General features: G+C 71.1%; 10 protein-coding genes and 2 pseudogenes. All 12 read left to right on the top strand.

The features are described 5' to 3' along the window. The first annotated feature begins 272 nt into the window (after positions 1–272). The 12 genes and pseudogenes from IPJ59_RS37435 to IPJ59_RS00345 all read left to right on the top strand — a co-directional run bounded on the left by IPJ59_RS37435 (position 273) and on the right by IPJ59_RS00345 (position 13,353). Positions 273–713, top strand: coding sequence for a GH3 family acyl-acid amido synthetase (locus IPJ59_RS37435; protein WP_366524512.1), 441 nt, complete (start codon positions 273–275; stop codon positions 711–713). 479 nt (positions 714–1,192) lie between these two features. Beyond that, entirely contained in the window at positions 1,193–1,984 is a 792-nt protein-coding gene (locus tag IPJ59_RS37430; RefSeq protein WP_366524532.1) for a GH3 family domain-containing protein, read from the top strand. 160 nt (positions 1,985–2,144) lie between these two features. After that, a complete protein-coding gene (locus tag IPJ59_RS00390; protein ID WP_293269246.1) occupies positions 2,145–2,636 on the top strand; it encodes a hypothetical protein in 492 nt (163 codons plus the stop codon). 605 nt (positions 2,637–3,241) lie between these two features. Then, positions 3,242–3,889 carry a hypothetical protein gene (locus IPJ59_RS00385; RefSeq protein WP_293269245.1) on the top strand — a complete coding sequence of 216 codons (648 nt, stop codon included), beginning with the start codon at positions 3,242–3,244 and terminating at the stop codon, positions 3,887–3,889. 97 nt (positions 3,890–3,986) lie between these two features. Next, positions 3,987–4,415 carry a hypothetical protein gene (locus IPJ59_RS00380; RefSeq protein ID WP_293269244.1) on the top strand — a complete coding sequence of 143 codons (429 nt, stop codon included), beginning with the start codon at positions 3,987–3,989 and terminating at the stop codon, positions 4,413–4,415. A gap of 2 nt (positions 4,416–4,417) precedes the next feature. After that, complete coding sequence (locus tag IPJ59_RS00375) at positions 4,418–6,631, top strand: beta-ketoacyl synthase N-terminal-like domain-containing protein (RefSeq protein WP_293269243.1); 2,214 nt, start codon at positions 4,418–4,420, stop codon at positions 6,629–6,631. After that, positions 6,618–6,773: pseudogene (locus IPJ59_RS37425) on the top strand (glycine cleavage system aminomethyltransferase GcvT); the annotation flags it as partial. The gene IPJ59_RS00375 and the pseudogene IPJ59_RS37425, both read left to right, overlap by 14 nt. A gap of 47 nt (positions 6,774–6,820) precedes the next feature. Further along, on the top strand, positions 6,821–7,762 hold the full coding sequence (locus IPJ59_RS00370; protein ID WP_293269860.1) for a hypothetical protein: 942 nt from the start codon (positions 6,821–6,823) through the stop codon (positions 7,760–7,762). Positions 7,763–7,871: 109 nt separating this feature from the next. Next, positions 7,872–9,344: a sigma-70 family RNA polymerase sigma factor gene (locus tag IPJ59_RS00365; RefSeq protein WP_293269242.1), complete on the top strand. Its 1,473-nt coding sequence runs from the start codon at positions 7,872–7,874 to the stop codon at positions 9,342–9,344. A gap of 288 nt (positions 9,345–9,632) precedes the next feature. After that, on the top strand, positions 9,633–11,156 hold the full coding sequence (locus tag IPJ59_RS00360) for a c-type cytochrome (protein WP_293269241.1): 1,524 nt from the start codon (positions 9,633–9,635) through the stop codon (positions 11,154–11,156). 310 nt (positions 11,157–11,466) lie between these two features. Further along, a pseudogene (locus IPJ59_RS00355) lies at positions 11,467–12,953 on the top strand (GDL motif peptide-associated radical SAM/SPASM maturase). A gap of 37 nt (positions 12,954–12,990) precedes the next feature. Further along, positions 12,991–13,353, top strand: coding sequence for a DUF1843 domain-containing protein (locus IPJ59_RS00345; RefSeq protein WP_293256576.1), 363 nt, complete (start codon positions 12,991–12,993; stop codon positions 13,351–13,353). The last annotated feature ends 264 nt before the right edge of the window (positions 13,354–13,617 follow it).

The raw sequence follows: 13,617 nt of genomic DNA, 5'->3' as shown, positions 1-13,617 counted from the left end.
TGCCACGGCTGCCCTTCCTCAACGGTCCACGCAGCTGTCGGTCAAGCACTTCGCGCTGCTCGAGGCGAAGATCGTGCTGTCGCTGCTAACCCAGCGCTTCGACTTCACGCCCGAGCCCGGCAACAGCGACGCCCACCGTCAACGTGCCGGTCGGACCTGCTGGCAAGATCGGCGTGCGCGTGCATCGGCGGGTCTGAGACCCGCCCCCACCGACGGCGTTGCGCGACGGACCCGGTTGCAGCGGCGCGGTGGCGGTGGCATCGTCACGCGAGATGTCGGTGGATCCGTTCGGTCCGGGATGGTCTCACGGCGTCGATCGCGTGCGAGCCCGGCAACTGCTCCGGGGCTTCGATCGTGGCATGCAGGTTGGCGCCGGAGATCGCCCGCGCGACCTGCGGGAGATCCTCGCGGACAATGCGGGGACCGAGGTCCGGACGAACGCACCACTTCGACGCGCCGCAGCGCGACCAGCCGCGTGGCGGCGCGCGGTGCCCTTGCTTCGCCACGGTGATCTGGCGCCGGCGATCGATCGCATGGCGCGAGGCGAACAAACGTTGGTCGCGGAGCGCGTGGACTTCTTCGCCCAGGACCTCGGGGTCGACCGGCACGGGCAATCTCATCCTGACGCCGCCGAAGCACCAGGCGACCTTCACCCGCTACTACGCCGGGATCATCCCGGCAGTGCCGACCTCAGGGGTGCCCGGTGGGGATGAACCACACCCCGGGCTCGCGCTGATCGGCGCGGGCGGGTCGCAGCGCACGCCCGGGGATCCCGGTCGGATCGGCGTCGACCGGCGGCCTGCGGCGGTCGACGATTCGCCGAGTTGCTGTGGACCTCACCGTGGCCGGTGTTCGAGTCGACGATATCTCCTCGCAATGGTACCTGCACGCCTTGTTCGCGCTACGCGAGCGGTCGACGCGGTTTCTTTGGGGCGTGTTTGCGCCGCACCTCCTCGAGGTGGGTGCCGGATGCTCGAGGTCTGGCAGGAGGACCTCCGTGCGCGACCTGGCCGACGGTCAATCGGTCGTGGCTCGTGCTCGACCCGGTGCAGCGGGCCGCGATCGCGGCCCGCCTGCGTCCAGATCCCACGCGGGCCCGCGAGGTCGCCGCGGCCTTCGCGTGGCGACGCGGCGTATGTGCGCCGGGTGTGGCCGCGGCTGCGCTACGCCGCCATGGCGGTGATCACCGGGGATTCGCGGCATACTTGCCCCGCTGCGCCTGGCGCTCGGCGACCTCCCGATCTACACATCGTGCTATTCGGCTTCCGAGGCGATCATCGGCCTGAACCTCGAGATCGATCGCCCGGAGCGTTATGTTCTGACCCCAGGACAGCCCACTTCGAGTTCATCCCGCTGGGCGCGGCAACCGGCGAGGCAGCCCGAGACGGTCGGCGTCGAGGCGCTCTCGAGGTCGGCGCGCACCGAGGTGGTGCTCACCAACCGCGGCGGCCTCTGCCGCTACCGGCTCCGCGACGTCGTCCGCGTCGAGGGCTGGCACGAGCGAGCCCGTGCTGTCGTTCGCCTGGCGGCAGGGGGCACCGTCCTCGACCTCGTCGGTAGAGCACTCCACCGGAAAGCCTGTTGGCGGCGGTCGAGCAGGCCAGTGCGCGCCTGGTCGGTCGCGCCGATGCCTCGTCGACTTCACGGTGCACGGGGGACAGCGAGGGCTGCACCGCCCGCTACGTCGTTTATGTCGAGTTCGAGGGCCAGGTCGATGCGGGGCGCTCGCGCGCGCGGTCGAGCTCGAGCTCGGCGAGCAAAACCCCTTCGTCGACTATCGCCGCGGCGATCGCATCGGCCGCCGGCGGTGCGGCCGCAGCTCCCGGCGGGCAGCTTCCGCGCCTCGCGCGGTGGCGCTGCCCGGGCGAACGGCGTATCGGCGGTGCAGCTCAAAACCGGCGCGCCGGGTCCTCGACGTCGAAATGCTGCGCTGGCTCGACGCGCAGGCCAGCTGCTCCACGGCGCCCGGCGTGACCGACCGTAAATAATGCGGCCGGGGAGACGTTCGCGGGGACGCTGAGATCGTGTACGGTCGGCGTCGATGCGACGTCGCAGTTTCGTACAAGGGGAGTGTCCTCGGCGCGACCACCTCGGGCCTGGCTTCGGCCTGTAGTCAGGCGCCCAGGGGCTCGAATGCCCCGACCTTGCCCGACGACGAGTTCAGCAGCAACCTCGCCCTGCTCGACCGCGGGATGATGGACGACCTCCGTTGCCGCCCGATCGACCTCGGGCGCGTGGCGAGCAAGGCGGCCAACACCCCCGGTGGTCTGCCGCGAGATCCGCTCGACGAGCAATTGTGCCGCTCGTCCCTGCGCGCCCTCCTGCTGACCGGCAGCGTCAAGGACCTCCCGGAGGCCGACCGCTCGCGCCCCGAGGTCCAGACCAGGCTCGATGCTCACGCGGCCGAGGTCGACTTCGCGGTCCACGGCATGTCCCATCGCCTCGCCCACATGCCCCGGAGGAGCTGGCCCGCATCCAGGATCGCCTGCGCCGCGACCCCGACCTCGCCCAGCGCATCATCGAATCTATCGATGATGAGGCGCACAAGTCGGACTTCCCGCTCGGTCGTCGCCTGCGTCTGCGTCGCCTCGCTCGCATCGCCCTGTGGCGCCTACGCCACCAACCCGTTGAGATGAGTGGTCCACGAATGTACCGACAAAGTCCGCCGCCTCAGCGACAGGCTGACGCCGCTCGCCCGTGAGACCCCGTTCGCCCGCCCGCGGCCGAGGACGTCGCGTACTGGGGAGGCCCAGACATTGCGGGTCGTCGAACGCTACCAGGATACGACGCCACCCGCTGTCGATCCCTCCACCGGGGATGGCACTCGGACAATGGAACCTGCCGCGGCGACCCCCAGGAGAGTTGCCGCCGAGCGAGGTACGCCCGCCACCGGCTGAATCAGAGACCGCGGAAGGAGCGGCCCCAAGCCGCCGCGCCAAGAGCGTAAAGCCGGATCCAGATCGACGGCAAAGAATGCCGCCCGGAGACGTTGGTCGGGCCCCTGCAATCGTGTACGGTCAACCACGATGTACCGTCGCAGTTTTGTCCGTGCGAGTGTCCTCGGCGCGACCACGACCGGGATCGCCTCAGGCTGTAGTCAGGCGCCCAGAAGCTCGAATGCCCCGACCTTACCCGACGACGAGTTCGCCAACCACCTCGCCCAGCTCGACCACGGATGGAGGACCTGCGGTGCCGCCCGATCGACCTGGGGCGCGTGGCGAGAAGAGCGTCCAATGACGCCATGGTCTGCCGCGAGGATCCGCTCGACGAGCAATTGTATCGGTCGTCGCTGCGGGCGCTGTTGCTGACCGCGAGCGTCAAGGACCTGCCGGAGGCCGACCGCTCGCGCCCCGAGGTCCAGACCAGGCTCGATGCCCACGCGGCCGAGGTCGACTTCGCGGTCCACGGCATGACGCAGCGCCTCGCCCACATGCCCCCGGAGGAGCTGGCCCGCGTCCAGGACCGGCTGCGCAGCGACCCCGAGATGGCCGAGCGAATCATCGAGTACATCGACGACGAGGCGCGCAAGTCCGACTTCCGTCGGGCCGCCGTCGGCGTCTGCGTCGCCTCGCCCGCACTGCCCTCTCTGGCGTCTGCGCCGTCAGCCGGCGGAGCTGGTGATCCACGAGTGCACCGACAAGGTCCGCCGCCTCGCTGCCCGGCTGGCGCCGGCCGCCCGGAGACCCGTTCGCCCGCCCGCCGGCCGAGGACGTCGCGTACTGGGAGGCCCAGACCCTGCGGGTCGTCGAGCGCTACGCGGACGCGACGCCGCCCGATGCCGCGGTCGACCCGCTCGCAGAAGTCGACCCGCAGCGCACGGCGGCGGACGCAGCGCGCAAAGGCCGAGCTGGTCGTGGACACCGACCCGGAGGACGCGGCGGCAAAATAAGGCAGCGGCGACCTTGTACAGGGCGGCCGCGGCCAAACTGGTCGAGTCAAACGAGCAGCGGGTGGCGCGAGCCGAGCTCCTCGATCTGGCAATGACCATGTACCTGTCCTCGTACAAGCTTCGGCCTGGCGACACGACGCTGCTGCGGGTCGCGCTGGCAATGCTGCACGCCCACGACGCGGCGTACCGACAGGCCTATGGCGAGCGCAGGACGGCCTTTCCGGAGTACGCCCGGCTCCAAGCACACACGATCCACGTGCAGGAGCTCCTGCTCCTCGTGCAGCCAGAGGCCCGGCCGCGGGTCGAATCGAACACCGCGGAAGAAGCTCGTTACGAGAATGGCAGGCGGCTGGTCCGGACCGGCGCGATCGTGGCCGGTGTCGGACTCGGCCTGCTCTTGCTCGGCTTTGGGCTGCTGTTCGGAGGCGGTTTGATTCTCGGGGGTGCGATCATCGCCACGATCGCGGGCATCACACTGCTCGTTGGGATCATCGTTATGGTGGTCGGGGCTGTGCAAAAGGCCTGAGCGTGGCGACCGTGCGATCCGCAGCCCCCGTGGTCGTGACTGGCCTCGGCGCCATCTCAGGCGCAGGGCCCGGGTGCGCCGCCCTGTGGGCCTGCGCCGCCGATGGCCGCGACGTGCTCGGGCCGATCCGCAGATTCGCCGCCCGTGAGCTCGCCGGCGTCGTCCCCGGGTGGGACGAGGTCGCCCTCGTCGGTGACGGCGGCGTGCCGGCCCAGAGCTTGTGCGTCGCGTTCGCCGTGGCGGCCGCGCGCGAGGCGATCGCCGACGCGGGCCTCGACCTCGCCCCTGAACGTCTCGCCCTCGTCTTCGGCACCAATCTCTACGACCGTCCGACCTCGATGAGCGGCCTGGCTGCGGCCGTGGCCGACGCGATCGGGGCCACTGGCCCTCGCCTGGCGGTGTCGACCGCCTGCGCCTCGTCGGCCAGCGCCATCGCCATCGCGCTCCATCTGCTGCGCAGCGATCGCGTCGACGCGGTCCTCGCCGGCGGCGCCGATGTGCTCACGCCGCTCGTCGTCGGCGCGTTCCGCTCGCTGCGCGTGCTGGCGCTGGACCGTTGCGCTCCGTTCAGCACACCGAGCGGGCTGTCGTTGGGGGAAGGTGCGGCGTTCCTCGTGCTCGAGCGCCACGAACACGCCGCGGCCCGCGGACGCGCCTCGACCAGCGCCCTGCTCGCCGCGGGCCTCGCCGGCGACGGCTTTCACCCGACCAGCCCCGACCCGCGCGGCGAGGGCATCGCGGCCAGTGTGCGCCGGGCCCTGCGGCGCGCAGGCGTCGACCCCGCAGAGATCGCATATATCAACACTCACGGGACCGGCACCGATAGCAACGATATCGCCGAATGGCGCGGGCTGGCCCGGGTGTTCGGGGAGCGCGTCGCCCGGGTGCCGATCTCCGCCAGCAAGAGCATCCTCGGCCACGCACAGGGCGCCGCGGGAGCGCTGGAGGCGGTCCTCTCGCTGCTCGGGCACCGCCAGAGACTGGCCCCGCCGACGCTCCGTCACGTCGGCTCGCGCCCTGGCGTGGCCGCGGACGCGATCGCCGAGGGCCGCCCGCGCGCCTTCACCGGCGACGCGATCCTCAGCGTCAACGCGGGCTTCGGCGGCGCCTGTGCAGCGCTTCGTTCGGGTCGCCCGAACGCAGGGTCCCAGTCCGGCCTCGCCCGGTGTGGCTGCGCGGCGTGGCTCGCTCGGGCCCCGACGCGCAGGAGATCCTCCGTACCGTCGTCACCGCAGGCATGGACCCTGGCACCCACGCCCTGGTGGCAGCTGCGCTCCTGTCCCTTGGGACAGATGCATCGACGGCCCGCGACGGTGGCGGTGCCCGGTGCGGCGTCTTCGTGGCCCAGCGATCGGTGTCACCGACCCCGTGCGCGCCGTCGAGGACGCCGGACGCCGCCGTGGCTGCGACCGGGTCCAGGCGGCAGCGCCCGCGGTCTGCTCGTGTCACCCGCGGGCGCCTGCCAGGCCGCGCTGGGCCTGCGCGGGCCGCTGTGCGCATTCTCTGGCGGCGCGGCGACGGCACTCGCAGCGCTCACCCTGGCCGCCGAGGAGATTGCCCAGGCCGACGACGTCGGCTGGATGCTCGCCGCCGCCGTCGATGAACCCGAGGTCGGTGAAGCGACCGCCGCGTGCGTTGTCCTCGGCGAGGCCGCGAGCCCGGGGTCGCCGGTCGCGCTGGCCGGCTGGGCGGTCCTCGGAGCCGGGCGCCGTGACGCCGTCGTGCGAGATGCACTGAATGCGGCCGGCCTCACGGGCCCTATCCCGACATGGGAGTGTGGGGCTACACTCGCGGGCGTGCGCAGGCGATCGAGGCGCTACAATCCGGCCAGACCGAACATGCGATCGTCGTCGCCGACGATCCCGGGGCGCTCGCGTGTGCGACGGTATGGCGTGTCGCTCGCGGATCGGAGATATGAGCACATGGACCCCGTGATCACGGCGACCGTCGCCCGCCGCGAACATATCCTCGCTATCGTGCGCAGCGTGCTGGTGGAAGATCTCGGCGTGGCGTTGCCAGTCGACCAGATCGACCCTGACATGCCGCTCTTCGGGCTCGGCCTCGCGCTCGACTCCGTCGACGCTCTCGACCTCGCGCTGAGCCTCGAGGAGCGCACCGGACGGCGCCTCACGCCTGGCGTGGAGGCCATGACCGCATTGCGCTCGGTCAACGCGATCGTCGACTTCGTGCTGGAGGGCGCCGATGCTGCCCCGTGAGATCGAGGCGCTCCGTGAGGGCGTCGCGCTCGTCGAGCAGGATCACGTGGCCCGCCTGCGGATCTCCGGGCCGGGCGCGTTCGCCGTCCTCGACGCCGCGCTCGCCCGGGCGACCCCGCTGCGGCCCGGGCGAGCGACCCCGGGCCTGCTGCTCCGCGACGATGGTCGCGTGCTCGCCGACGTGATCGTCTGCGGCGAGGGAGAACGGGGCCCTGGTGTTCGCGGAGGGATCACGGCCGGGGCCTCGCGGCGCATCTCCGGGCACTCACCCCGCGTCCAGAGGCCGCGCTCGAGGACCTCACAGCCTCGCACGCGCTCGTCTCGGTGCAGGGCCCATTCGCGTGGGAAATCGCGGGTGCGATCGCCGGACCCGACGTGTTCGCTGCGCCATTTTACACGAGCTTTCACCTCGAGGAGCTCGCGGGGATCGGCGTGCGCACCGGCAAGGTCGGTGAATACGCATACGATTTCCTGGTCCCCCGAACCGACGAGGCCGCGCTCCGCGAGATCTTCACATACTATGCTACGAGCCACGGACTGGTAGCGATCGACCGTACGACCCTCGCGCGCGCTGCCCTCGAGCACGGGTCGTTCAGCGTCGATCTGCCCGGGGCTGCCGCCCTGACCCCGCTGGAGCTGCAGCTGCAGTGGCGCCTCGACTACACGCGTGAGGTCCCCGGAATGCCCGCGCTGCGGGTGCTGCGGGCCGACGCCCAGACCGGCCGTATCACCTGGTTCTTCGCCCCTGGCGACGGCCCTGGCCCCGAGACAGGTCAGCCCCTGGAGATCGGCGGACAGATCGCGGGCACCGTCGTCGACGCGTTCTACTCGGCCGCGCTCGCAGGGGTCGTCGGCACCGCCCTGCTCTCCCGCGACCTGGCCCACCTTGGGCTGGCGGCGCTCTGGCAGCCCCCGAGGAGGAGCCAGCTCGTACGTACGGTCGGGCCCCGCGCCTCAACAACCGCAGCACCTTCGTTCATCCGCTGCAGCACAGCTACGCTGAACGTGCGCACATCGAATATCCGCCGCTCTCGCGGCTCCTCTGAGCCAAGCTCCCGCGTGTTGCGGGTTGCGGGGACTGCGAGGGCGACCAGGCGGCGACCAGCAATTCAGGTCGGAGCCGGTTCGTGAGCGCCCGCGTCTCCGCCCGCGCGAGATCGAGGGCTCGCCCGTCTCCTCCGGAGAAAATCGATCAACCGCCCGCAACACTCCAGCCTGCGGCGGCATGCTGGGGATGACCATGTCGTCGTCTGGGAACCTCGGCGCCGCCCTCCACGACCTGCAGTGGCTGCAGCGCCTCGCCGCGCTGCTCACGAGAGACCCCGACGAGGCCGACGACCTGGTCCAGCAGACCCTCGTTGTCGCCTGGACGCACCCGCCGCGAGACCACGAGCAGCCCGTCCGCCCCTGGCTGTCGACCGTCCTGCGCAACGTCTTCAGGATGCAGCGCCGCGCCGACACCCGGCGAAGCACCCGCCAACAGACCGGCGGATCCGCCTCGCAGACCACCGCCGCGCCCGATCACGAATTGGCCCGCGTCGAGATCCTCCACATCCTCGCCCGCGAGCTCGAGCAGCTCCCGCCCGACGATCAGAAGATCGTCGTGCGTCGATTCATCCACGGCGAAAATGCGGCCGACATCGCCCGCGCCCTGGGCCTCCCCGCCGCCACCGTGCGCTCGCGGATCCACCGATCACTCGCGCGCCTGCGCAGCTCCCTCGACACCGACCACGGCCCGCGCGCCCGCTGGTCCTCGGCCGTGCTTGCAGCACCGGCCGTCCCCGTCCCCTCGATCCCCACGAAAGGCAGCGATATGAGCATTGTCGCCAAGGCGATCCTCGTCACCACCACCGTCGGCGCCGCCGGCCTCGCCGGCTGGCTCGGCCTCGCCAAGCCGCCGTCACCCCCACAGCCCGCGGAGCCTCCCGCGACCACGGTACCGAGCAAACCCACCGCCGCCCCGGCCGCGACCACCCCGAGATCCGCCTGGGAGCAGCGCCGCCGCACGATTCGCCAGGTCTTGCCGCCCGGCAAGCCATGGCCGACGCTGACGCCCCAGCCCGAGGAACGGGGCGACGGCCTCCGCGCCCTCATCAGCGCCTGCATGACCGACCTCGGCAGCACCGCGAGCGGCGCGATGACGATGTCGATCACCGAGATCGGCGCCCCCGACATCGGCACGATCTATGACGATGTCACGATCATCGAGACCACCTTCCCAGAACAGGAGGTCCTGCAGTGCCTGGTCCAGTCGATGCACGCCTGGGTCGGTGAGGCCCCGGCGGAGAGCTTCGAGCGCAGCTACACGTCGACCTTCGTGCTCGGCAAGCCGACGCCGGACCTCGCCGAACAGCGCACCTTCGAGGCCATCATCGGCGCCCACGTCAGCGAGGTCCGCTACTGCGAGCGACGCGGTGACACGAACGCCCCGGAGGTGCGTGGTCACCTCGATCTCGCGTTCACCCTGGTCGACAGGGGTGACGGCTATTGCAAGTCCAAACCATCGATCGCCGGCTCCACCGACCTCCCGCAGGCGGTGGTCGACTGTATCGTTACCGCCAGCGAGCGCTGGGCCTTCCCGATCACCATGCAGGGCCACACCCGCGAATATCACTACACCCTGCCGATCCCCGGCGTGCCGCTCCCTGGCCCCGCGAAGCCGCCCGGGCCCGCTCGCTCGATCGCCGGCTTAGGCGCTGCGGGCTCGCCTTGAGCCCGCGAGACCGCGCGAGGTCCGACTGCTGCAGATTCGGCAGGTCCGCCATGGTCGCGTGCGTGCCGGCGCTGCTGCCCCGATTCTCCGTGTCCTGGTGCATTTCGGCGCTGACCTTATCGGACAGCTTCGGGTCGAAGTCGATCTGAGCGACGCAGCCCCCTGCGTGGGCACTTACGCGGGACTTACACCCCACCATGGGCCGCGCTCGTCGGATTCGTAGTCGGCGGTACCCTGCGGCCTGCGTGCGACCCGACAGCAGCACCACGAGATCAGATACCATGCGGCATGCGTCCCCTCGCCGTCCTCGCCGCCCTCACCTTGTTGGCCGCCTGCTCGAGCGCTCCGGGTGCGGCCGCGGACGGGCCCGGCGGATCGTCCGACACGGGCGCGGGCAGCAGCGAGGCCACCGGTGATGGCGCGACCACCGGTGACAGCGAGGGCGAACCGTCGGCGTGCGAGGGTGGTCCGTGGCAGTTCGGGCGGCCGATCGCCATGCCGGAGCTGCCGGCGGGCGATCCCGCGGCGGGCTACGCCGCGCTGCTCGGCGAGGACTACGTCAGCTGCGGGATCCCCTGGGAATTGTTCGGCATCGCCGAGGGCGTGCTCGGCGTCGAGGAGCCGCTGCCCGGTCGCACGGGCAAGAACGCCGAGGTCGGCCACTCCTGGAACGTGGTCAGCCGCTCCGACGGCAGCGAGCTGGTCGTGTCCAACTGTTTGCAGTGCCACGCGGGTTACTTCAACGGCGAGCTGATCGTCGGTCTCGGCAAGGCGTCGGCCGACTTCACGACCTCGCTCGCCGACGTTGCCGGGCCGCTGCCGAACCTCCCCGAGACCAGCGAGGCCAACGCGGCCTTCAACAAGTTCAAGGCCCGCGCCGCGGCGCTCGGGCCATATTCGACGATGAAGACGATCGGCGCCAACCCGGCGATCATGTTTGCGATCATCCTGCTCTCGCACCGCGATCCGGTCACGCTCGCGTGGCAAGACGAGCCGCTGTTCGAACTCTCCACGGATCTGGTGATCCCGGCCGATCCGCCGCCATGGTGGCGGGTCGCCAAGAAGGCCAGCCACTTTGCCAACGGGATGTCGCGCGGCGACCATCGCGGGACCATGGTCCTGGCCTCGTCGCTGTGCACCGATAGCGTCGAGGAGGCCGCCCCCGTGGTTGACTACTTCGACGACATCCAGGCGTATCTCGCGTCGATCGAGGCGCCGAAGTATCCGTTTGCGATCGACGAGGCGCTGGCGGCGGACGGCGCGGAGATCTTCGAGTGCACGTGCGCCGGCTGCCACGGCACTTACTCCGCCGACGCCGCGGCCGAGACCTTCCCGAACCTGCTGATCCCGCTCGACGTGATCGGCACCGACCCCTCATTCGCCACGCTGGCGGCCGCTGGCGGCTTTTATCACCAGCTGCGCGACTGGTTCAATGGTTCGTTCTACGGGATGTTCAGCGAGGTCGTGACCGACGATCCGACGCCCGGTTACACCGCGCCGCCCCTCGATGGCGTGTGGGCGACGGCGCCGTACTTCCATAACGGCTCGGTGCCCAGCATCGCGCTGGTGCTCGACAGCACGGCGCGGCCGGGCATCTGGCGGCGCCTCGACCTCGACAGCACGCACTTCGACGAGGCCGCGCTCGGCTGGCCGTGGGAGCCGGCGCCGGCCTGGGACGACGCGCCCGCGAGCGAGCGCAAGTACATTTATGACACCACCTCGTTCGCCTACGGGAATGGCGGCCACACCTTCGGCGATCACCTCGACGACGGCGAGCGAAAGGCCGTGCTCGAGTATCTCAAGACGCTGTGAGCCCTCCTGGGGTGCTGAGCCGTTGCGGCGCTCGGCGGGCACCTGGGTGAGGCCGCGCGGGCCTCGCGGGGGGTCGCCGCCGCCGCGGGCGACGGCCTCGGCGTAGGGGACGACGGCGCGGACGATCCGGTCGCGCTCCGCGTCGTGGAAGCCGACGCTCCCCCGACCGCGGGCGACCACATTCCCAAGTCAAGACGGATCAGCGCGATCGATATGCGCAGTATTTTCTGGGGCCTGGTAACGATTCTTCTGGTCTGCGCCGTCGACCGCGTCCGTGGCACCCGTGGTAGGATGCCCCGCTGTTGTTGAGATGACCGAGTCCGTTCGCACCCTCGCCGACGCGGACATCGCGAACTGCACCCCCGTGCATGTCGTCTGGGAGATCACGCTGGCCTGCGACCTCAAGTGCCAGCACTGCGGCTCGCGGGCGGGCCGCCGCCGGCCCAAGGAGCTGACCACCGCCGAGTGCCTCGCCGTGATCGCCGGCCTCGCCGAGCTCGGCACCCGCGAGGTCAACCTCATCGGCGGCGAGGCCTACCTGCGCAGCGACTGGCTCGAGCTCATCGCCGCGATCCGCGGGCACGGCATGGCCTGCTTCATCCAGAGCGGCGGCCGCAACTTCACCCAGGCCCGCCTCGACGCGGCGATCGCCGCCGGCCTCATGGGCCTCGGCGTCTCGATCGACGGCGTGCGCGCCACCCACGACCGCATCCGCGGCGTCGCCGGCTCACACGACGCCGCCCTCGGCGCGCTCCGCCGGGCCCGCGCCGGCGGGATCGTCACCAGCGTCAACACCCAGATCGGCGCCCTCAGCTGGCGCGAGCTCCCGGCCATCATGGACGCGATCCTCGCGGTCGGCGTCCGCAGCTGGCAGCTCCAGCTCACCGTCGCGATGGGCAACGCCGTCGACAACGACGAGCTGCTCCTCCAGCCCCACCAGCTCGCCGAGGTCATGCCCCTGCTCGCCGACCTCCACGCCCGCGCTGCCGCCCGCGGCCTCGATCTCCAGGCCGGCAACAACGTCGGCTTCTTCGGCCCCTACGAGCAGCTGTGGCGCGGCCCCGATCGCGGGCGCCACCACTGGATCGGCTGCCGCGCCGGCCAGAACGTGATCGCCCTCGAGGCCGACGGCTCGGTCAAGGGCTGCCCCTCGCTGCCGACCGCCCGCTACACCGGCGGCAACGTCCGCGACGCCGCGCCCGCGACATCTGGACCCACGCCCCCGAGATCGACGTCATCCGCGGGCGCCACGTCGACGACCTGTGGGGCTACTGCCGGCGCTGCTACTACGCCGAGGCCTGCATGGCCGGCTGCACCTGGACCGCCGACGCCCTGCTCGGCCGCCCCGGCAACAACCCGTATTGTCATCACCGCGTGATCGAGCTGGCGAAGGAGGGCCTGCGCGAGCGCATCGTCAAACGCGAGGCCGCCCCCGCCGAGCCGTTCGCGATCGGCGGCTTCGCCGTGATCACCGAGCCGATCCCCGGCTCCGCACAATCCGCCACCACCACCGCCGAGCCAGCGCCCGCGCTCGTCACGCTCCGCCGCCCGCGCAAGCCCCCATCGCCAGCGACCACCGCGCCGCGCCGCGGCGTCGACCCGCCGACCCTCGAGCTGTGCCGCGGCTGCGGCTACTTCGTGTGGCAGCGCGACGCCGCCTGCCCGTTCTGCGGCGGCGACGTCGCGGCCGCGGCCGCCACCCACGCCGCCAGCATCACCGCCGCCCACGCCGCCGCCGCCAGCATCCGCGAGATCCTCGACCGCGTACGCAATCCATTGCCCACACCCGAGGCGTGACCACCACGCCGACAATCACGACAAGGAGACTATCGACATGGCAGCAAGAACCATCCGACCGCTCTACGGCATCCCGATGCAGCAAGCCGCCTCCTCCAAGGACGCCGCCAAGATGAGCTCGCTGCTCGCCGACGCCGAGACCTACATCGCCAGCGAGGCCCAGGTCCGCGCGGCCCTCCCGCAGATCGAGAGGGTCGTCGGCAAGAGCACCGTGAAGGCCGCACAACCCGTGACCGCGATGCAGCCGCTCTACGCGATCGGCGACGCCCTCCGCAAGGGCGACCCCGACGAGCTCGCCGCCCTCCACGCCCAGGCCGTCGCCTACCTGCACGCCTGCGACGAGATCCACCAGGCGCTCCCGGCCCTGCGCAAGGCGCTCGAGCAGCACCGCGCCAGCTGACGGGTCACGGATCACCGAGATAGGCGCCCCCGACATCGGCACGAGGGCGAGCGTCCAGCCCTTCGCCCCCGGTCTCGCCGTCGGTCGCTGCCTCTCGTCCATGCTCGCCTCCCCGTCCATAAGGAGGCAGTGCTCGGAAGTTTCAAGCCCAAAGTTCCGCGACGACGACCTGTCCGGCGGCCGCTCGCGGTCAACAGCGTCAGTGTATGAAGAGCACCTCGCATCACGCTCAGCCGAACAGGCGGGCCCAGAGACCCCGGCCCT

Origin of the sequence: Nannocystis sp. (genome assembly GCF_016714285.1) — a bacterium.
Lineage (GTDB): Bacteria > Myxococcota_A > Polyangia > Nannocystales > Nannocystaceae > Nannocystis.
The sequence above is the reverse complement of the archived record's forward strand: the minus strand, read 5'-3'. Positions and strand labels throughout refer to the sequence as shown.

Excerpts from the sequence above, each read along its gene's own strand:
- IPJ59_RS00385 (WP_293269245.1), top strand. The coding sequence starts at position 3,242 with ATGGTCTGCCGCGAGGATCCGCTCGACGAGCAATTGTATCGGTCGTCG.
- IPJ59_RS00380 (WP_293269244.1), top strand. The coding sequence starts at position 3,987 with ATGTACCTGTCCTCGTACAAGCTTCGGCCTGGCGACACGACGCTGCTG.
- IPJ59_RS37435 (WP_366524512.1), top strand. The coding sequence starts at position 273 with ATGTCGGTGGATCCGTTCGGTCCGGGATGGTCTCACGGCGTCGATCGC.
- IPJ59_RS00360 (WP_293269241.1), top strand. The coding sequence starts at position 9,633 with ATGCGTCCCCTCGCCGTCCTCGCCGCCCTCACCTTGTTGGCCGCCTGC.
- IPJ59_RS00345 (WP_293256576.1), top strand. The coding sequence starts at position 12,991 with ATGGCAGCAAGAACCATCCGACCGCTCTACGGCATCCCGATGCAGCAA.
- IPJ59_RS00365 (WP_293269242.1), top strand. The coding sequence starts at position 7,872 with ATGTCGTCGTCTGGGAACCTCGGCGCCGCCCTCCACGACCTGCAGTGG.